This window comes from Bradyrhizobium sp. (assembly GCF_036735945.1).
In the GTDB taxonomy this organism is placed as follows: Bacteria; Pseudomonadota; Alphaproteobacteria; order Rhizobiales; family Xanthobacteraceae; genus Bradyrhizobium.
On the sequence record NZ_DAINNI010000017.1, the window covers coordinates 1 to 19,632 of the forward strand.

At 64.9% G+C, this 19,632-nt stretch carries 16 protein-coding genes; 8 read left to right on the forward strand and 8 right to left on the reverse strand.

The genetic code is table 11. From position 1 onward, the window contains the following. Positions 1 to 96 precede the first annotated feature (96 nt). The 4 genes from rocF to V7E26_RS08630 all read right to left on the reverse strand — a co-directional run bounded on the left by rocF (position 97) and on the right by V7E26_RS08630 (position 5,145). Complete coding sequence (rocF, locus tag V7E26_RS08615) at positions 97 to 1,068, reverse strand: arginase (protein ID WP_324415026.1); 972 nt, start codon at positions 1,066 to 1,068, stop codon at positions 97 to 99. A 119-nt stretch (positions 1,069 to 1,187) separates the two neighbouring features. Further along, positions 1,188 to 2,006 (reverse strand): acyl-CoA thioesterase, encoded by an 819-nt coding sequence (locus V7E26_RS08620; protein ID WP_324415027.1) that lies wholly within the window; start codon positions 2,004 to 2,006, stop codon positions 1,188 to 1,190. Positions 2,007 to 2,101: 95 nt separating this feature from the next. After that, the gene (locus V7E26_RS08625; RefSeq protein ID WP_442893368.1) at positions 2,102 to 4,627 is read right to left on the reverse strand and encodes a glycogen/starch/alpha-glucan phosphorylase; all 2,526 of its coding nucleotides are present in this window, start codon (positions 4,625 to 4,627) and stop codon (positions 2,102 to 2,104) included. A 290-nt stretch (positions 4,628 to 4,917) separates the two neighbouring features. After that, positions 4,918 to 5,145, reverse strand: coding sequence for a hypothetical protein (locus tag V7E26_RS08630; RefSeq protein ID WP_324415029.1), 228 nt, complete (start codon positions 5,143 to 5,145; stop codon positions 4,918 to 4,920). Positions 5,146 to 5,310: 165 nt separating this feature from the next. Between V7E26_RS08630 and V7E26_RS08635 the strand changes: the two genes are divergently transcribed. Next, positions 5,311 to 5,742, forward strand: coding sequence for a hypothetical protein (locus tag V7E26_RS08635; RefSeq protein ID WP_324415030.1), 432 nt, complete (start codon positions 5,311 to 5,313; stop codon positions 5,740 to 5,742). 17 nt (positions 5,743 to 5,759) lie between these two features. On the opposite strand, the gene V7E26_RS08640 is transcribed toward V7E26_RS08635, so the two are convergent. Continuing rightward, positions 5,760 to 6,560 (reverse strand): DUF2865 domain-containing protein, encoded by an 801-nt coding sequence (locus V7E26_RS08640; RefSeq protein ID WP_324415031.1) that lies wholly within the window; start codon positions 6,558 to 6,560, stop codon positions 5,760 to 5,762. Positions 6,561 to 6,719: 159 nt separating this feature from the next. After that, positions 6,720 to 7,283, reverse strand: coding sequence for an orotate phosphoribosyltransferase (gene pyrE / locus V7E26_RS08645; protein WP_324415032.1), 564 nt, complete (start codon positions 7,281 to 7,283; stop codon positions 6,720 to 6,722). Between the two features lie 218 nt (positions 7,284 to 7,501). Here pyrE and V7E26_RS08650 point away from each other — a divergent pair, with 218 nt between their 5' ends. Continuing rightward, entirely contained in the window at positions 7,502 to 8,128 is a 627-nt protein-coding gene (locus V7E26_RS08650) for a glutathione S-transferase family protein (RefSeq protein ID WP_324415033.1), read from the forward strand. Between the two features lie 56 nt (positions 8,129 to 8,184). Here V7E26_RS08650 and polA read toward each other — a convergent pair whose 3' ends face one another. Both polA and V7E26_RS08660 read right to left on the reverse strand, forming a co-directional pair. Beyond that, the gene (polA, locus tag V7E26_RS08655; RefSeq protein WP_324415034.1) at positions 8,185 to 11,241 is read right to left on the reverse strand and encodes a DNA polymerase I; all 3,057 of its coding nucleotides are present in this window, start codon (positions 11,239 to 11,241) and stop codon (positions 8,185 to 8,187) included. Positions 11,242 to 11,465: 224 nt separating this feature from the next. Beyond that, on the reverse strand, positions 11,466 to 12,518 hold the full coding sequence (locus V7E26_RS08660; protein ID WP_324415035.1) for an acyltransferase family protein: 1,053 nt from the start codon (positions 12,516 to 12,518) through the stop codon (positions 11,466 to 11,468). Between the two features lie 179 nt (positions 12,519 to 12,697). Between V7E26_RS08660 and V7E26_RS08665 the strand changes: the two genes are divergently transcribed. The 6 genes from V7E26_RS08665 to V7E26_RS08690 all read left to right on the forward strand — a co-directional run bounded on the left by V7E26_RS08665 (position 12,698) and on the right by V7E26_RS08690 (position 19,618). Continuing rightward, complete coding sequence (locus V7E26_RS08665) at positions 12,698 to 14,011, forward strand: UDP-glucose dehydrogenase family protein (protein WP_324415036.1); 1,314 nt, start codon at positions 12,698 to 12,700, stop codon at positions 14,009 to 14,011. 121 nt (positions 14,012 to 14,132) lie between these two features. Beyond that, positions 14,133 to 16,610: an ATP-dependent helicase HrpB gene (hrpB, locus tag V7E26_RS08670; RefSeq protein ID WP_324415037.1), complete on the forward strand. Its 2,478-nt coding sequence runs from the start codon at positions 14,133 to 14,135 to the stop codon at positions 16,608 to 16,610. A gap of 158 nt (positions 16,611 to 16,768) precedes the next feature. Then, positions 16,769 to 17,284: a TIGR02281 family clan AA aspartic protease gene (locus V7E26_RS08675; RefSeq protein WP_324415038.1), complete on the forward strand. Its 516-nt coding sequence runs from the start codon at positions 16,769 to 16,771 to the stop codon at positions 17,282 to 17,284. Positions 17,285 to 17,345: 61 nt separating this feature from the next. Then, positions 17,346 to 17,642, forward strand: coding sequence for a nucleotidyltransferase family protein (locus V7E26_RS08680; RefSeq protein WP_324415039.1), 297 nt, complete (start codon positions 17,346 to 17,348; stop codon positions 17,640 to 17,642). After that, positions 17,632 to 17,979, forward strand: a complete 348-nt coding sequence (locus V7E26_RS08685; RefSeq protein ID WP_324415040.1) for a HepT-like ribonuclease domain-containing protein — start codon at positions 17,632 to 17,634, stop codon at positions 17,977 to 17,979. Before V7E26_RS08680 ends, V7E26_RS08685 begins: the two co-directional genes overlap by 11 nt. A gap of 139 nt (positions 17,980 to 18,118) precedes the next feature. Next, positions 18,119 to 19,618: a phosphomannomutase/phosphoglucomutase gene (locus V7E26_RS08690; protein ID WP_324415041.1), complete on the forward strand. Its 1,500-nt coding sequence runs from the start codon at positions 18,119 to 18,121 to the stop codon at positions 19,616 to 19,618. Positions 19,619 to 19,632 lie beyond the last annotated feature (14 nt).

Here is a 19,632-nt window from a genome sequence, read left to right on the forward strand (position 1 = left end):
ACAAAAAATCTCAAAATTCGCGTTTTCGGGCGCGAATCCGCGAAGTCGGGTTAAGCGCGCGTGCGGCGAACCGATCGAACCAAAAACCATCACGCTCTAGCCGCCATTGCCCGGTAGCACCGCGTTGCTCGGCGTCCGGCGGTCGGTGATCTGCAGGCCGAACAGGCTGCCGATCAGTTCGACCGCGACGCGCGCGGTGCGGCCGCGCTCGTCGAGAAACGGATTGAGCTCGACGATATCGACCGAGCGCACCAGGCCGGAATCGTGCAGCAGCTCCATGATCAGATGCGCCTCGCGATAGGTCGCGCCGCCCGGGACCGTGGTGCCGACGCCGGGCGCGACCGTGGGGTCGAGAAAATCGACGTCGAAGGAGACATGGAGCACGCCGTTGCGCGCGCGGACGCGCTCGATGACCCTTCGGATCAGCACGCCGACGCCGAACTCGTCGATTGCGCGCATGTCGGCGATCGCGACCTTGCGTTCGAACACCAGTTGCTTCTCCAGCGGATCGATCGAGCGGATGCCGAACAGGTCGAGCTGGTCGGGTCCGATCGACGCGCGCGGTGCGCCGCCGAGCAGGTTGTCGAGGCCGGGCTCGCCGCACAGGAAGGCCGCCGACATGCCGTGCATGTTGCCGGTCTCCGTGGTGTGCGGCGTGTTGTAGTCGGCATGGGCGTCGACCCAGAGCACGAACAGCGGCCGGCCCTGTTCCCGCCAGTGGCGCGCCACTCCGTTCACCGATCCCATCGACAGCGAATGATCGCCGCCCATGAAGATCGGCACGGCGCCGGAGCGCGCCAGCGCATAGGAGCGCTCGCTGAGCGCCCGGATCCAGTTCTTGATGGTGTCGTAATATTTGGCGTTTGGCGGCGGCGGGCCCTCGGCGGTCGTCGCTTCGGGCCTGCCCATGTTGCCGTGGTCCTCCACCGCGAAGCCAAGCTGATCGAGGATGCGGCCGATGCCGGCGGTGCGAAGCGCGTCCGGCCCCATCAAGGTGCCGAGCTGCGAGGCGCCGATTTCGATGGGAACGCCGAGCAGGGCGATGCGGGGCGCGTTGGCGTCGGACATGGGCCGGTGCCTCCGGAAAATCGTGGGGTGGGCAAAGCGCAGCGTGCCCACCATTCAGGATCGCGAGCCGATAGATGGTGGGCAGGTCGCTTGCGCTCCTTTGCCCACCCTACGACTGCTCACGCCTTGAAATAGGCGATTTGCGTCGTGGTTGCGAGCAGGCGCCCGGAGGGCGACCACAATTCGCCGTGCTGGTCGCCGTAACTCCTGTGGAAAATCCGGGCATCGGCCGCCGCGAGCACATGGGTGATGTTCTCGGCTGCGAGTTCCTCAGACGAGGTATGGAAATAGGTCGTAATGGACACCGTGCCGAACGGCACCAGTTCCCGCCGCGCCAGAAACACCCGGCCGAAGAACGCATCCGACATCGACATCAGCGACAGCATGTCGATCGGGCGCGGCACGTGGTCGCCGATCCACTGCTTTGAGGCGGCATCGAGCGGCGATGCGGCGGGCGAGCCATAGAAGCTCGGCTCTCCCTCGACAAAGCGGAAATCATACTGGTGCGTCCAGGTCATCGGCGTGTTCGGAAACCGGCGCGCCTGATCGAACGGCACTGCTTCCGGGCAGGCCATCTGCTGGTGCGACCAGGACGGGCGGCGCTCGGCGAACACGGCGGTCGCCAGCGTCGTGGCCTCGCCACCGCCCTGTGTCATCTCCACGGCCCAGTGCTGGCTGGAACGGTTGGCCTTGATCAGGCGGACGTCGAGATCGAATGCGCCTTCCGCGACCGGTGCGCAGAAATTCACGGTCATAGCCAGCGGATCGCCCGCCCGCTGCGGGTGATCGATCAGCGCGCGCAGGATGGTGGCGGCGGTGCAGCCGCCGAACGGGCCGACAAAGGCCCAGTAGTCCGGGCTGGTCTTGCCCTGCCAGCAGCTATCGCCCGCGGTGACCCGCGTGGCGTCGTCGAAGAGGTGCGGGGATTGGGTCAGCATCAATGCTCTGGGGGTGAGAGGCGCGAGAGGTCAGTATCGCCGCAATCGCGCAGGATTCAATAACGCCTGAGGTAATGGGTTCCGCGTCGCGGGATTTACCCGCTCGCCTCGCGCGCGCTGGCTTCCGGCGCCGGCGCAGCCGCCCGCACCGGCACGTGCCAGATATCCTCGGCGTATTCGCGGATGGTGCGGTCGGAGGAGAACCACGGCATTCGTGCGACGTTGAGGATCGAGGCGCGGGTCCAGGCCGGGACCACCTGCCAGCGCGCGTCGATGCCGCGCTGCGCCTCGTAATAGGAATCGAAATCGGCCGAGACCATGTAATGGTCGAGATAGCGCAGCGCATGGCCGATGGTGGCGAAGCGGGCGGGGTCGTCGGGCGAGAACGCGCCGCTCTCGATCGCGGTGATGGCGCGCGCCAGCCGCGGCGAGCGGTTGATCACGTCGGTCGCATCGAGGCCCTGCTTGCGCCGGATCATGACGTCGCCGGCCTCCATGCCGAAGATCGCAATGTTCTCCGCGCCGACCTGGTCGCGGATTTCGATGTTGGCGCCGTCGAGCGTGCCGATGGTGAGCGCACCGTTGAGCGCCAGCTTCATGTTGCCGGTGCCGGAGGCCTCCATGCCGGCGGTGGAAATCTGTTCGGAGAGGTCGGCGGCCGGAATGATCACTTCGGCAAGGCTGACATTGTAGTCGGCGAGGAAGACGACCTTCAGCTTTCCTGCGATATCAGGGTCGTGGTTGACGATCTCGGCGACGTCGTTGATCAGCTTGATGATCAGCTTGGCGTAGCGATAGCTCGCCGCCGCCTTTCCGGCGAAGATTTTCACGCGCGGCACCCAGTCGCGCTGCGGCTCGTCCTTGATGGCTTGATAGAGCGCAATGGTCTCGACGATGTTGAGCAGTTGCCGCTTGTATTCGTGGATGCGCTTGATCTGGATATCGAACAGCGCCGACGGGTCGGCCTTGATGCCGAGGCGCTCGCCGATCAGCCGCGCCAGCGCGACCTTGTTGTGATGCTTGACGTCGCGAAAGCGCTGCTGGAACGCATTGTCGCTGGCGCGGGCCTCGAGGCGCTCGAACAGCGAGAAATCGTCGAGCACGGCATCGCCGCAGGCCTCGCGCATCAGCGCGGTCAGCTTTGGGTTGGCCAGCATCAGCCAGCGCCGGAAAGTGATGCCGTTGGTCTTGTTGACGATGCGGCCGGGATAGAGCTGGTTGAGATCGCTGAACACGGTCTCCTTCATCAGGTCGGAATGCATCGCCGAGACGCCGTTGATGCGGTGCGAGCCGATGAAGGCGAGCTGGCCCATCCGCACCCGTCGGCCGGACTTCTCGTCGATCAGCGAGACGGAGGCGCGGTATTCGATGTCGCCCGGGAAGCGCTCGTCCGCCAGTGCCAGGTGCGCTTCATTGATGCGGTAGATGATCTCGAGATGGCGCGGCAGCAGCCGTTCGAACAGTTCGACCGGCCAGGTCTCCAGCGCTTCCGGCAGCAGCGTGTGGTTGGTGTAGGACAGCGTCGCCACCGTGATCTTCCACGCCTCGTCCCAGCGGAAATTGTGCAGGTCGACCAGGATGCGCATCAGTTCGGTGACGGCGAGGCTTGGATGGGTGTCGTTGAGCTGCACCGCGGCCTTCGAGGCGAGGCTGCGCAACTGCCCGTCGGACGCGAGATGGCGCTTGACGAGATCCTGCAGCGAGGCCGAGACGAAGAAATATTCCTGCCGCAGCCGGAGTTCGCGCCCTGCAAGGCTCTCGTCGTTCGGATAGAGGAATTTGCAGATCGATTCTGCGCGCGCCTCCTCGGCGACGGCGCCGATATAGTCGCCGGTGTTGAAGACGTCGAGCCGCAGGGGATCGGGCGAGCGCGCCGACCAGAGCCGGAGCGCGTTGACGTGCTGGCCGCGCCAGCCGACGATCGGCGTGTCGTAGGCAACCGCCTGCACGGTTTCGGCCGGCCGCCACGTCGCGCGGTCACGCCCGCGGTCGTCGACATGGTCGACATGGCCGCCGAAATGAACGTGATAGACCACCTCGGCCCGCTGGAATTCCCAGGGGTTGCCGAAGCTCAGCCATTCGTCCGGATATTCCTGCTGCCAGCCCTGCGCGATGATCTGGCGGAACAGGCCGAAATCGTAGCGGATGCCGTAGCCGATGGCGGGAATGGCGAGCGTCGCCATGCTTTCCATGAAGCAGGCCGCAAGCCGTCCGAGGCCGCCATTGCCGAGCGCCGCATCCGGCTCGCATTTGCGCAGCTCCGACAGCCCGACGCCGAGATCGCCGAGCGCGGTCTCGAACTGCGGCAGCAGGCCCATATTGTTCAGGGCGTCCGTGAACAGGCGGCCGATCAGGAATTCGAGCGAGAGGTAATAGACCCGCTTGCTGCCGGCATCGTAGCTCTCCTTCTCCGCCGTCAGCCAGCGGTGCACGATGCGGTCGCGCAGCGCCAGCGCCGCGGCCTTGTACCAGTCCCGCCTGGTCGCCATGCCGGCATCCTTGCCGATGGCAAGGCGGAGCTTGGCGAGGATCGCGCCCTTGATCTCGGCCAGCGCCGGTTCGTCGATCGGCTGGCCAAGGGCCGCGATATTTCCTGGAACTTGTTCCTGCAACACGTCAATCCCTGCAGTTGAAACTCACACCAAGATACTCGCCCCGCACGACCATCGAAACCGCCGGGGCGTTTGTTGTGCACCGCGCTGGTATGTTTTTATGCAAGGACCGGGCCGATTTCGCGGCACGGGGCGACCAGATTTGCTGCTATAAAGGCTATCGTTCTCCAATGAGCGGGAGGTCCCGTCATGAGATTGACGATCGAGATCGTCGCCGCTGCGCTGCTGGTGGTCTGCATCAGCGCGACCAGCGCAGCCTTTGCCGCGGCGATGTGACGGATAGACGGCCCGTCGCGATCCTACATCGCGAGGCCGGTCCAATGCGCGCGTTCCTCGGCGAGGCCGCCTGGATTGCGCAGATAGAGCTTTTGCAGGAAGTGCAGCGCGGACGAAATCTCGTCCAGGGACGTGGCCAGCATGGCTCGATCGTCAACGTCGAGCGTGGCATTGATCAGCCTTGCCCGATCGATTGCGTCCGTTGCTTCCAGCAGCAGTGACCGTATCCGGGCAATTTCAGGCAGGTCCATCGTTTCGATCCTTCGGCAAGTTCGCGTCAACAACCTCTGATAGCCAATATTTCGACCCATCGCCAGAACAAATTAAGAACATTTTAGCAAGTACTTGATATATCATTGTGATTCGGTACGCCGCCGACACAACATCTATGGTCTATCCGAGTTTGCGAGGACTACATGTCCACCATCGCCTTCGATCAGTTCGCTCTCACCCGCATCGCCGACTTCGCGCGCTCGCTGTCGCGCCTGCATCAGGCCTCGCGCCGGCAGGCCGTCGACGACGACGCGATCGACCGTGAGTTCAATGCGGTCTGCATGTCGGTGTGGGGCTACACGACAGATGATTTCAGCGACGAATTGTTCTCGAACGAGGACCACGCCTTTCTCGACGGGCTGGACGAGGCGCAGGCGCGCATCTTCGCGGCCGGGCAGGGCTATGACCTCGTCGACGACCAGGGCATGCTGACGGACTGGTGGGGTTATTGCTGGATGATCCTGGCCGAGAAGCGCGGCCTGCTCACGGCGGAAAACCGCGCCGCGGCACGGGCGGCGATCGAGGAAAAATATCTGTCCGCGCCGAACGTGATCGGCGTGATCGTCGGGCGGTGAATTGGTCGAAGCCGCCCTTAATTCACTTCCGCCCGCTTCGCCGCTTTCGGCGCAGCCGTCTTCGGTATCGATGCGGTCGGCAGGTCGTCGTCGCGCCTCGTCTCGGGCATTGGGGCGCTGCCGGCGACCATCTCGGCGCTGACGGGGGCGACCTTCATTTCGCCGAGCCGGGCGCGGACGTCAGCCGTGAGGCCGGGATAGGACGCGACCGGAGTGAACTCCGCGCTTTGATCCGTACCTAGCCGGACGCCGGTATAGGCCACCAGGCCGTCGGTGGTGGCGACGACGTCGCCGGAGCGCAGCGAAGTGTCGAGCGCGAGATCGACCGGCGCGAGGCCGGACGGATTGCGGCCGTTGCAGGTGCAGTCGGCGCGCAGCGCCTTGCGATAGCCGTAGGCGTTCTCGCTGTCGGCATAGCGTTCGCCATTGCTCGCGGCCGCGCCGTCGATGTTGCTGCCGAAAAATACCTTGGTGACGCTGGCCGGGCAGAAGGCCTGGCACATCTGAACCGGCGTGGCGTTGCCGCGCGTGGTCAGCGGAAAATACTTGCCGTCGCAGCTTCGCACGCAGAAGGCCGGTCCCGAGCCTGCGACGCGCGGCGCCGGCGCGGGATGGGCTGGTTGATTGTTGCCGAACGGATCGGTGAAGAAATTGCCCGGCGCCTGCCGCGACTGCTTTTGAAGGCCGCCGAACAGGAGATCGAACAGGCCTTCGGCGGAAACGCTGCCGGGCAAAAGTGGCAGCGCAGCCGCGAGAGACGCGGCGGCTACAAACGTCGTGCGGCGCCGCACGCGCGAAAAAGCCAACTCGATACGCAACACCAACTCCACCCAACACAACAAACACACCGAAGCGCGACAGGCTTCAGTCGGGAGTAACCTTAACGGCGGATGGTAAAGGAGTGGTATTCGGGGAGCAATGCGTGACGAAAGAAATGTGTTCTCTCCTCTGCACGCTAGCGGGAAGAAGAAGCAGCCTCAGCTCTTCAAAAACTCGCCCGCCTTGTACAGCGAACGGAACTCCAGCCCGGTCTCGGCGAAGGCTTCGGTGGCGCCTTCCTCGCGGTCGACCATGGTCAGCACCAGAACGATGTTGCCGCCGGCTTCGCGCACCGCCTCGACCGCCTTCAGTGCAGAACCGCCGGTCGTGGTGACGTCCTCGACGATCACGATGCGCTTGCCCTCGAGGCTTTCGCCCTTCGCGAGGCCTTCTACCGCGAGACGCGCGCCATGCTCCTTCGGCTTCTTGCGCACGAAGAAGGCGGCGATCGGATGCCCCTTCAGCCAGGAGAGTTGCGCGATCGCGCCCGCCAGCGGGACCGCGCCCATCTCCAGCCCGCCGATGAAATCGAGCCTGTCGTCCTTCAGCGCCTCGTAGGTCAGTTCGGCCAGCAGCGCGGCGCCCTCGGGGTCGAGCATGGTCGGCTTGAGGTTGAAGTAGAAGTCGCTCTTGCGGCCCGAGGCCAGCGTGATCTCGCCGCGGCCGAACGAACGCTTGCGGATGATCTCGGCGAGGCGGGCGCGGGAGGCTGATTTGGACAAGGCGATTTTCCTGAGCGCGTTTTCGGGCGGGGCGCAATCTATCGGCGCCGGGGGCGACATTCCAGCGCCGATCCAGCGCCGTCAACAGGGCACGGTGTCCCGCCGCGGCCCCGGTCGGCGCAGGGACGGCATACGCAAAGGCCGGTTGAAAGGCCCGCCGGTTCCGCGCTACGGCAGGGCAAAAGCTTTGGCGAATTTTCGCTTGGGGGGAAACGTGGATGACGATCGAACTGCACACCTGGAACACGCCGAACGGCCGCAAGATCTCCGTCGCGCTGGAGGAAATGGGCCTGCCCTACAAGGTGATCCCGGTGAACATCAGCAAGGGCGAGCAGATGGCGCCCGCTTTCCTCAAGCTCAGCCCGAACAACAAGATCCCCGCGATCGTCGATCCCGACGGCCCCGGCGGCAAGCCGGTCGGCATCTTCGAGTCAGGCGCGATCCTGCTCTATCTCGGCGAGAAGACCGGCAGGTTCCTGCCCAGGGCCCTGGCCGAACGCATCCCGGTCTATGAATGGCTGATGTGGCAGATGGGCGGCTTCGGCCCGATGCCGGGCCAGGTGCATCACTTCATCGCGCTGGAGAATGAAACCGACCGCGCCTATGGCCTCAAGCGCTACATGGCCGAGACACGCCGGCTCTATGGCGTGCTGGACCGCCGGCTGGAGGGGCGCGATTTCGTCGCCGGCGAGCTTTCGGTCGCCGACTTCGCGATCCTCGGCTGGGCCTGGCGCCACCCGCGCCACAAGGTGGAGCTGAAGGACTTTCCGAATGTCGAGCGCTGGTACAACGCCCTGATGGCCCGCCCGGCCACCAAACGCGGCATGGAAGCGAAGCTGGATTGAGGCGTCGCTATCGCCAGCCACCACTGTCGTCGCCCGGCCGGGCGATGACAGCGCGCCTAATGCGCCTCGTCCCAATTATCGGCGGCGCGTGCGTCGACCTGCAGCGGCAGCGAGAGCAGCACCGCGGGGAACGGCGCGTCCTGCATGACGTGCTGCACGACCGGCAGCGTCGCCGCCACCTCGCTGTCGGGCACCTCGAAGATCAGTTCGTCGTGGACCTGCAGCAGCATCTGCGCCGAGAGCTTCTTCTCCGCCAGCGCGTCTTCCATCCGGATCATGGCGCGGCGAATGATGTCGGCGGCGGTGCCTTGCAGGCGCGCATTGATCGAGGCACGTTCGTTGAACGCGCGCACCGATGCATTGGAGGCCTTGATATCAGGGTAGTACATCTTCCGGCCGAACAGCGTGGTGACATAGCCGTTCCTGCGGCATGATTCCCGGGTCTCGTCCATATAGGCGCGGATGCCCGGGAAGCGCTCGAAATATTTCTTGATGTAGGCGGAGGCTTCCTCGCGGGCGATGCCGAGCTGGTTGGCGAGGCCGAACGCCGAGATGCCGTAGATGATGCCGAAATTGATCGCCTTGGCGCGGCGGCGCACCTCGCCCGGCATGTCCTTGATCGGCACGCCGAACATCTCGGACGCCGTCATGGCGTGAATGTCGAGCCCGTCGCGGAACGCCTGCTTCAGCACCGGGATGTCGGCGATCTCGGCCAATAGCCGAAGTTCGATCTGCGAATAGTCGGCCGACACCAGCTTGTGGCCGGCGGTGGCGACAAAGGCGCGGCGGATCTTGCGGCCGTCCTCGGTGCGCACGGGGATGTTCTGCAGGTTCGGCTCGTTCGACGACAGCCGCCCGGTGGTGGTCGCGGCCAGCGCGTAGGTGGTGTGCACGCGGTGGGTCTGCGGATGCACATAGGTCGGCAGCGCGTCGGTATAGGTCGATTTCAGCTTCGAGACCTGCCGCCATTCCAGGATCTTCTTGGGGAATTCGTGGCCCTGCTCGGCGAGGTCGTCGAGCACCTGCGCCGAGGTCGACCACGCGCCGGTCTTGGTCTTGCTGCCGCCGGGCAGTCCCATCTTGCCGAAGATGATGTCGCCGAGCTGCTTGGGGCTGCCGACATTGATCGGCTCGCCGGCGATTTCCTGGATCTCGGCCTCGACCCGCGCCGCGGTCTGGGCGAAATCCCCCGACAGCCGCGACAGCACCTGGCGGTCGATCGAGATGCCGCGCCGCTCCATCCGCGCCAGTACGCTGATCAGAGGCCGTTCCAGCGTCTCATACACCGTCGTCATGTGCTCGGCCGCGAGCCGCGGCTTCAGCACGCGCTGCAGCCGCAAAATCACGTCGGCGCTTTCGGCCGAATAGGCGGTCGCCCTGTCGATCGTGACCTGGTCGAAGGTCAGCTTGTTCTTGCCGCTGCCGACGAGTTCGCCATAGCCGAGCACCGCATGGCCGAACCAGCGCTCGGAGAGCGATTCCAGGGCATGCGAGTTGCGCCCGGCATCGAGCGCGTAGGACATCAACTGCGCGTCGTCGACGTTGCGCAGCGTGACGCCGTGCTGCGCCAGCACCACGGCGTTGAACTTGATGTTGAAGCCGATCTTGAGCAGGCCTGACGATTCCAGCAGCGGCTTCAGCGCGGCCAGCGCGTCGGCCGCCTTGATCTGGTCCGGGGCGAGGCCGGCGTCGAACAGGCCCGCGCCGCCGCCGGATTGCTTGTGGGCGAGGGGAAGATAGCAGGCATCGTTCGGCCCCAGCGCCAGCGCGATGCCGCAGATATCGGTCTGCATCGGATCGTCGCCGCTCGCCTTGACGTCAACGGCGAAGGCGCCGGCATCATGGGCGCGCGCGATCCAGGCCTTGAGTTCGGCCATCGAACCGATGGCCTGGTACTTGCCGCGATCGACAGGCAGTTTCCGCATGGCTTCGGCGCGCGCTGCGGCAAGCGAGATCGGCGTACCCTTGAGGCTCGCCGCCTTGTCCTGCTTGTCGGTGCCCCTGGCCGGCGCGGCTGCGCTGCCGGCGGCGGGCGAGGCGGGCGCGTCGAACAGCGTCGCGCCTTCCGCATAGCCCTCCGGCTTCCCGCCGGATGGCGGAGCCGAAAAAACGCTGGCGCCGCTCTTGTTGCCCGCGTCCGGCTCGATGTCGGAGGGATCGATCTGCGAATATTCGGCGACCCGGCGGGTGAGGGTGGAGAACTCCATTGCCTTCAGGAACGCGATCAGCTTGCGCGCGTCCGGCTCGTGCACGGCGAGGTCGTCGAGCGGCACTTCGAGATCGACCTTGTCGTCGAGCAGCACCAGTTGCCGCGAGATCCGCGCCTTCTCGGCGTTCTCGATCAGGGCCTGCCGTCGCTTCGGCTGCTTGATCTCGGTGGCGCGGAACAGCAGTTGTTCGAGGTCGCCATATTCCACGATCAGTTGCGCCGCGGTCTTGACACCGATGCCGGGGACACCAGGCACGTTGTCGGTGGAATCGCCGGCCAGCGCCTGCACCTCGACGACCTTTTCCGGCGGCACGCCGAATTTTTCGATCACCTCCGGAATGCCGATGCGGCGATCCTTCATGGTGTCGTACATCGTGACCTTGTCGGTCACGAGTTGCATCAGATCCTTGTCTGAGGAGACGATGGTCGTGGTCGCGCCGCGCTCGTTGCCGAGCCGCGCATAGGTCGCGATCAGGTCGTCGGCCTCGAAGCCGACCTGCTCCAGGCAGGGCAGGTCGAACGCGCGCACGGCTTCGCGGATCAGCGCGAATTGCGGGATCAGGTCGTCAGGCGCCGGCGGCCGGTGCGCCTTGTAGTCGGGATAGAGCTTGTTGCGGAAGGTGATTTCCGACTTGTCGAACACGATGGCGAGGTGGGTCGGCCGGTCATTCTCCGGCATGTCGCGAAGCAGTTTCCACAGCATGTTGCAGAAGCCGAGCACGGCGTTGACCTGCAGCCCGTCGGATTTGCGGCTGAGCGGCGGCAGCGCGTGATAGGCGCGGAAAATGTAGGAGGAGCCGTCGACCAGAAACACATGGTCGCCCTTGCCTGCCTGTTTGGCGGCCTTGGCTGGAACTTTGGCGGGAGCGGGCTTGGCGGCGGCTTTGGGGGCTGATTTCGGCATGGCCGAAATTTAGGGATTTTTGCGCGGATTGACAGCCTTGGGGGCGGGATTTTGGTGGCTACCGCACAGCCAATTGCCGTCGTCCCGGGCAAGCGAAGCGCGACCCGGGACCCATAACCACGGGCGGCCATTGTTGGGCAATCCAGCGGTCCCACCGAGTCCAGCCCTGAGGGCCGGTGGTTATGGTCCCTTGCGTTCGCAGGGACGACACGAAGCGGTGAATCCTACTCCGCCGGCTGCAGTGTCGGCGCGGCCTTCTTCGGCGCGATCCAGAACGCGTCGGGACGCTCGAACAGGAAGTCGGCGCGCAGCGCCAGGGCCAGCCGCCAGATCACGATGGCGCCGGCAACACCGGCCACAGTGACGATCAGGGAGATCGCCCCGATATCGGCGATCACGCCGGTCTTCAGCAGCAGCGTTCGCGTCACCGCCATCGGCAGGAAGAAGGCGAGATAGATGACGATCGAGTGCTCGCCGCAATAGCGCAGGAAGTTCAGCCATTGCATGCGCGCCAGCAGCGTGCCCATCACGATGATGGCGCCGGCCCCGGCAAAGCCGAGCGCCAGCGAGACCAGCGGCAGATGGCTGTAGTCCGCCGTCACGAGGCCGCCATTGACGAGCGCCCACAGCGCCAGCCCCATTAGCGCCAGCCCGGGCCTTGCCCGCGAACGGTCCGACAGCGCGAACACGTAGGATGCGAACAGATAGCCGGAATAGAAATAGACGAAGCGCGCACAGAATTCGTCGATCACCGTCCAGTGCGTCCCGACATGTGCCATCTCCAGCGCGGCGGCGACCAGCCAGATCGCAAGCGGAGGGACACCGCGTGACAGTTTTGTGACGATGAAGAAGATCGGCAACAGATAAATGAACCACAGCGTGCCGAACGGCTCGACGAAGGATTCCAGATAGAGGTAGCCGACATGAGGCCAGCCCTGTTCGGCGGCGAAGCCGGGCGCCTTGAAGCCGAACTGGATTGTCATCCACAAGACGTAAAAATATGCGAAATGCACGACCTTGCGGTCGAGATAGGTGCGCCAGTCGCGGTCGATCACGACTGCGAGAAACAGACCCGAAATCAGGAAGAAGTCCGGCATCCGGAACGGCTGGGCGAACATGACGAACGCATGCATGAACCCGGTATCACCGGCCGCCTTTTCCACGCCCAGCACCGAATGCATCATCACCACCATGACGATGCAGATGCCCTTGGCGTAGTCCACCCAGTCGATGCGGGTGGGACGTCCAGGTACGGGGGATGTGCCGTTTGAAGTCATTGCTGTCCCTTTTCGGCGCGACGTGGCCGCATCTTCGGCCCGAAGCGTTGCTTTCTTCTTTATTCATACAAGGATCGTGCCGGGACCCCTGCGCTTTCCGGTTTCCCTGGGGACGAAAAATGCTCTAAGACGCCCGAAAAATCGAGACTGGCGTTAACCATTCAATACGGATTGTTTCCATGCGAATCGCCATGATTGGCACGGGCTATGTGGGGCTGGTCTCCGGCGCCTGCTTTGCCGATTTCGGTCACCACGTCACCTGCGTGGACAAGGATGCCGGAAAGATCGAGGCCCTGCGCCGCGGCGAGATTCCGATCTTCGAACCCGGGCTGGACGAACTGGTGGCGTCCAACGTCAAGGCCAAACGGCTGGACTTCACCACCGACCTGACTGCGCCGGTTGCCGATGCCGACGCCGTGTTCATCGCGGTCGGCACGCCCTCGCGGCGCGGCGACGGCCATGCCGATCTCACCTACGTCTACAGCGCGGCGCGCGAGATCGCCGCCGCGCTGTCGGGCTTCACGGTGGTGGTGACGAAATCGACCGTGCCGGTCGGCACCGGCGACGAGGTCGAGCGGCTGATTCGCGAGGCCAACCCGTCGGCCGAATTCGTGGTCGCCTCGAACCCGGAATTCCTGCGCGAGGGCGCGGCGATCCGCGACTTCAAATTTCCGGACCGCATCGTGGTCGGCACCTCGGACGAGCGCGGGCGCAAGGTGCTGGGCGACGTCTACCGGCCGCTGTCGCTCAACCAGGCGCCGATGATGTACACCGCGCGGCGCACCGCGGAGCTGATCAAATACGCCGCCAACGCGTTCCTCGCGACCAAGATCACCTTCATCAACGAGATCGCCGATCTCTCCGAAAAGGTCGGCGCCGACGTGCAGGAAGTCGCGCGCGGCATCGGGCTCGACAACCGTATCGGATCGAAATTCCTGCATGCCGGCCCGGGCTTCGGCGGCTCGTGCTTCCCGAAGGATACCCGCGCGCTGGTCAAGATCGCGCAGGACCATGACGTGCAATTGCGCATCGTCGAGGCCGTGCTCGGTGTCAACGACAACCGCAAGCGGGCGATGGCGCGCAAGGTGTCGAATGCCGTCGGAAACCTCCGCGGCAAGACCGTGGCGGTGCTCGGCCTCACCTTCAAGCCCGACACCGACGACATGCGCGAGGCGCCGTCGATCCCGCTGGTCACCGGGCTGCTCGACATGGGCGCAAAGGTCCGCGCGCACGATCCGGTCGGCATCGAACAGGCGCGCAAGGAACTGCCCGACATCGAATATTGCGACGATCCCTATCAATGCGTGAAGGGCGCGGACGCCCTGGTGATCGTGACCGAATGGGTCCAGTACCGCGCGCTCGACCTGGACCGCATCAAGCGCGCGATGGCCCAGCCCGTCGTGGTCGACCTGCGCAATATCTACCGTCCCGCGGATATGGCGGCGCACGGCTTTACGTACGAGAGCGTAGGGCGGACTCAGCCCCGGAAGTAGCCGCAACCACGGTTGTCATACCCCGCGCAGGCGGGGTATCCAGTACTCGCGCTGTTCGCAGTCAGTAACGCCAGCGTTTACTGGATCACCCGCTTTGGCGGGTGATGACGGATCAGAGATATTGCCTCTCACTTTTGATACCCCCCTCCCGATCGATGCGGTGCTCGACGAGCTCGACCGTACGCTCGCGGCCAATAACACCGCGGTGCTGGTGGCGCCGCCCGGCGCCGGCAAGACCACGCGGGTGCCGCTGGCGCTGCTCGATGCGCCCTGGCTGAACGGCAGGAAGATCATCATGCTGGAGCCGCGGCGCATCGCGGCGCGGGCCAGCGCGGAGCGGATGGCGCGAACGCTTGGCGAGCGGGCAGGCGAGACCGTCGGCTATCGCGTGCGCTTCGGCTCGAAGGTTTCGCGCGCGACCCGGATCGAAGTCGTCACCGAGGGAATCTTCTCGCGGCAGATTCTCGACGATCCCGAATTGTCAGGCGTTGCCGCCGTGCTGTTCGACGAATTTCACGAGCGCTCGCTCGATGCCGATCTCGGGCTGGCACTGGCGCGCGACGCGCAGACCGGCCTGCGCGAGGACCTGCGAATCCTCGTGATGTCGGCGACGCTCGATGGCGCACGGGTCGGCAAGCTGCTCGGCGACGCGCCTGTGGTTGCCAGCGAAGGCCGCGCCTTTCCGGTGGAGACGCGCTATCTCGGCCGCAAGGCCGATGCGCCGATCGAGCGGCAGATGGCGGATGCAATCGTATCGGCGCTGCGCGCCGATCCCGGCTCGGTGCTGGCGTTTCTGCCCGGCGCCGCCGAAATCCGCCGCACGCAGAATTTCCTCGGCGAGCGGGTGCACGATCCTGCCGTCGAGATCGTGCCGCTGTTCGGCGCGCTCGATGCCGCCGTGCAGGATCGCGCCATCGCGCCGGCGCCGAAGGGAAGCCGCAAGGTGGTGCTGGCGACGTCGATCGCCGAAACTTCGCTGACCATCGAGGGCGTGCGCATCGTGGTCGATTCCGGCCTGGCGCGGGTGCCGCGCTACGAGCCTGATATCGGCCTGACCCGGCTCGAGACCGTGCGCGCCTCGCGCGCGGCGGTCGACCAGCGCCGCGGCCGCGCCGGCCGCACCGAGCCCGGCGTGTGCTACCGGCTGTGGGACGAGCCGCAGACGGCTTCGCTTGCGGCTTACACGCAGCCCGAAATTCTGTCGGCCGACCTGTCGTCGCTGGTGCTCGATCTCGCGCAATGGGGCGTGCGCGATCCGGCGACGCTGGCATTTCTCGATCCTCCGCCGGCGCCTGCGTTGAAGGAAGCCAATAGTCTGTTACACGAACTCGGCGCGCTCGATCCGGACGGCCGCATCACGTCAGAAGGACAAAGCCTGCGCGCGCTGGCGCTGCCGCCGCGGCTGGCGCGCATGATCGTGGATTCGCATCGGCTGGGGGCGGGCGCGGAGGCGGCCGGAATTGCCGCTGTTCTGACCGAGCGCGGCCTTGGCGGCGACAGCGTCGATCTCGATGTCAGGCTCGACCAGTTCGGCCGCGACCGCTCAGCCCGCGCCGCCAGCGCGCGCAGCCTTGCGCAGCGCTGGGCGCAGCAGGTGGCGGCGACCGAAGGGCCGCCTGCCGAATACAGCTCGCCCTCCACCGGGATCATGCTGGCGCTGGCCTTCCCCGACCGCGTCGCGCGCAACCGAGGCAATGGCAGTTTTGTGCTGGCAAATGGCCGCGGCGCCGCCGTCGAGCAGGCCTCGTCGCTGGCGCGCGTGTCCTATATCGCGGTGGGGGAGTTGACCGGCACCGCCGCGCAGGGACGCATCCTCCTTGCCGCGCCGATCGCGCAGGCCGACATCGAAACGCGCTTCGCCGATCAGATCGAGGACACCGAGGAAATTACATTCGATCGCGGCGCGATGGCGCTGCGCGGACGCCGCAAGCGGACGCTGCACGCGATCACGCTGTCCGAAGCTCCCCTTGCGCTGTCGCCCTCGGCGGAGACCGCGCGCATTTTCGCCGCCGGTCTGGTTGCCGCCGGGCTCGACCGGCTGCCATGGTCCAAGGCGCTGAAGCAGTGGCGCGATCGCGTGATGTTCCTGCGCAAGGCGGAAGGCGATAGCTGGCCCGATCTGTCCGATACGTCGCTCGCCACCGAGGCCGAAAACTGGCTGATGCCGGCGCTCTACGACAAGACCTCGTTGAAGGAAATTTCCGCCGGCGATCTTTCCGAGGCGTTGATGGCGTTGTTGCCGTGGGAATTGCGTTCGCGGCTGGAGCGCGAGGCGCCGACGCATTTCGAGGCGCCGACCGGCACGATGCTGGCGATCGATTACGAAGCCGAGCAGGGCCCGACCATTGCCGTGCGCCTGCAGGAGCTGTTCGGGCTCAACACGCACCCCTCGATCGCCAGGGGCGCGGTGCCGCTGGTGCTGGAATTATTGTCGCCGGCGCAGCGCCCGGTCCAGGTGACACGCGACCTGCCGGGCTTCTGGCGCGGCAGCTATGCCGCCGTTCGCTCCGACCTGCGCGGCCGCTATCCCCGCCATCCCTGGCCGGAAGACCCCGCCAGCGCGCCGCCGACCCGGCGGGTCAAGCCGCGCGGGACGTGAGTTCCTTTTCGCCGCCCTTTCGCGGGGAGAAGCTAAAGAGACCGCGTTAACCCTTCACTCATCCTTTTCGCCAAAATGGCAGCCTCCGCCGCCCCCGTTAGTCGCCGCTTGGCGACTGGCGTGGTGATATCGGCGGTCCGGCAATCGAGTGTGGCGTAATGCGTAACCTGATGATCCTTGCCGCCGTTCTGGTCGGCGCAGGCACCTACATGGCGCAGATGGCGGACCAGATGTCGCCGGCTGCGGCATCCGCCAAGGCGGCACCGAAACCGATGTCCGCCCAGACGGTCGCGCAGGCCTCCGGCCGCAGCTTCGACATTCCCCGTGACGCACGCGGCCATTTCTCGGCCGATGGCCGCATCGAGGGACAGCGCATCAACTTCATGGTCGATACCGGCGCTTCGGTGGTCGCCTTGAACGAGAAATCCGCGGCGCGGTTCGGCCTGCGGCCCTCGCGCAGCGACTACAACGCGACCGTGTCCACCGCCAACGGCACCATCAAGGCCGCGCGGGCGCGGCTCGCGATGATCGAGCTTGGCGGTCTCGTGGTGCGCGACGTCGACGCGCTGGTGCTGCCCGACGAGGCATTGTCCGAGAACCTGCTCGGCCTGTCGTTCCTGTCGAAGCTGAAGCGCTTCATATATGCCGACGGCAAGCTGGTGCTGGAACAGTAAGGCCATCCGTTCCTGGTTGTTGCCTCTCCCGGTTAGCTTGGCGGCATGCTATATTAGTCAAATGAACAGATCCGAAGCCTTGGAAACCCTGCGTCGCTCCGAACACGCCCTGCGCGGGCGTGGTGTGAAGCATGCCGCCTTGTTCGGATCAGTCGCACGGGGCGAAAATCGCTCCGACAGCGATATCGATATCATGATCGAAATCGATCCCGAGGCTCGTATTACGGTCTTCGATTACGTGGACATCAAGGGATACATCGCACAGCTCTTTGACGGTCCCGTGGACGTTGTTAACCGCGAAGGGCTCAAACCTTATGTCCGCCCGGCGGCGATGGCTGACGTGATCTATGCCTTCTGACCCCACGGACGGTGCGCTCCGCGATATCCTCCATCACATCGATTTGGCGACGAACTTCATCGAAGGTTTGAACCGCGAAACGTTCAAGGCGGATTTGCAGGCTTTCTATGCAGTCACCCGTTGCCTGGAGATCATATCTGAAGCTTCGCGGCGTCTACCAAATGAGATTAAGGCGCGCCATCCCATGATTTCCTGGAAGCAAATGGCTGACGCCGGAAACGTCTATCGTCACGACTATGAGGACGTTGCAGCCCAACTGGTCTGGGATACCGTGCAGCAATCCTTGCCGACGTTGAAGGTTGTCATCGGAGCAGAAATTCGGAAATCGGGCGCCTGAGTTGTGAGGTGCTGTTTGCCGTAATTGCCAAATCCGCCGCAAATAGTGGTCACAAGGCGCTGGTCCCGCCTATCGCCCGGCCCGCGTATTCGCTATGGCTGCGGTGTTTCGTTCTGCTTTTTCATGACAAGGCGATTACATGTTTCCAAAGCCCAAATCCGTGCTGGTTCCGAACACCTATGAATTCGAATCCGGACCGATGGTGAAGGCGACCGGCTTTCGCGAATACGACGCACGCTGGCTGTTCGAGAAGGAAATCAACCTGATGGGCGTTCAGGCGCTGGGCATGGGGCTCGGCGCGCTGATCGCGGAACTCGGCGTCAGGCAGGAGATCGTGACCGGCCATGATTTCCGCGGCTATTCGGCCTCGATCAAATATGCGCTGATTTCCGGCCTGATGGCGGCGGGCTGCAAGGTGCACGACATCGGGCTTGCGGTCACGCCGATGGCCTATTTCGCGCAGTTCGATCTCGACGTGCCCTGTGTCGCCATGGTGACGGCCTCGCACAACGACAATGGCTGGACCGGCGTCAAGATGGGCGCCAACCGGCCGCTCACCTTCGGCCCTGACGAGATGACGCGGCTGAAGGAAATCGTGCTCAACGCCGAGTTCAGGAACAGGGCCGGCGGCGCCTATCAATTCCACGAGAATTTTCCGGCGCGCTACATCGCCGATCTCACGAGCCGCCCGAAGCTCAAGCGCAGGCTGAAGGTCGTGGCCGCCTGCGGCAACGGCACCGCGGGGGCCTTCGCGCCGCAGGTGCTGGAAGCGATCGGCTGCGAGGTGATCCCGCTCGATACCGAGCTCGATCACACCTTCCCGAAATACAATCCGAATCCGGAAGACATGGAGATGCTGCACGCGATCCGCGATGCCGTGCTCGAGCACAAGGCCGACGTCGGCCTCGGCTTCGACGGCGACGGCGACCGCTGCGGCGTGGTCGACAACACCGGCGAGGAGATCTTCGCCGACAAGGTCGGCGTGATGCTGGCGCGCGACATGTCGGCGATCCACAAGGATGCGCAGTTCGTGGTCGACGTCAAATCGACCGGGCTGTTCGTGACCGACCCCGTGCTGCAGAAGCAGGGCGCCAGGACCGCCTACTGGAAGACCGGACATTCCTACATGAAGCGCCGCACCCATGAGATGGGCGCGCTGGCGGGATTTGAGAAGTCCGGCCACTTCTTCTTCAACAAGCCGCTTGGCCGCGGCTATGACGACGGCCTGGTCTCCGCGATCGCGATCTGCGAGATGCTCGACCGCGCACCCGACAAGTCGATGGCCGACCTGAAGAATGCGATTCCGAAGACCTGGTCGTCGCCGACGATGTCGCCGCATTGCGCCGACGAGGTGAAGTACGGCGTGGCGGACGCCGTGGTGAAGCACTTCGAGACGCTGCAGAAGAACGGCGAGAAGGTCGCGGGCCAGAAGATCCGCGACCTCGTCACCGTCAACGGCGTGCGCGTCACCGTCGAGGACGGCAGCTGGGGACTGGTGCGGGCCTCATCGAACAAGCCGGAGCTGGTGGTCGTGGTCGAAAGCCCGGTCAGCGAAGCGCGCATGCGCGACATGTTCGAGGCGATGGATGGCGTGCTGCGCACGCATCCCGAGGTCGGCGCGTACAATCAGAAGATTTGAGAGTGAGTATCTCC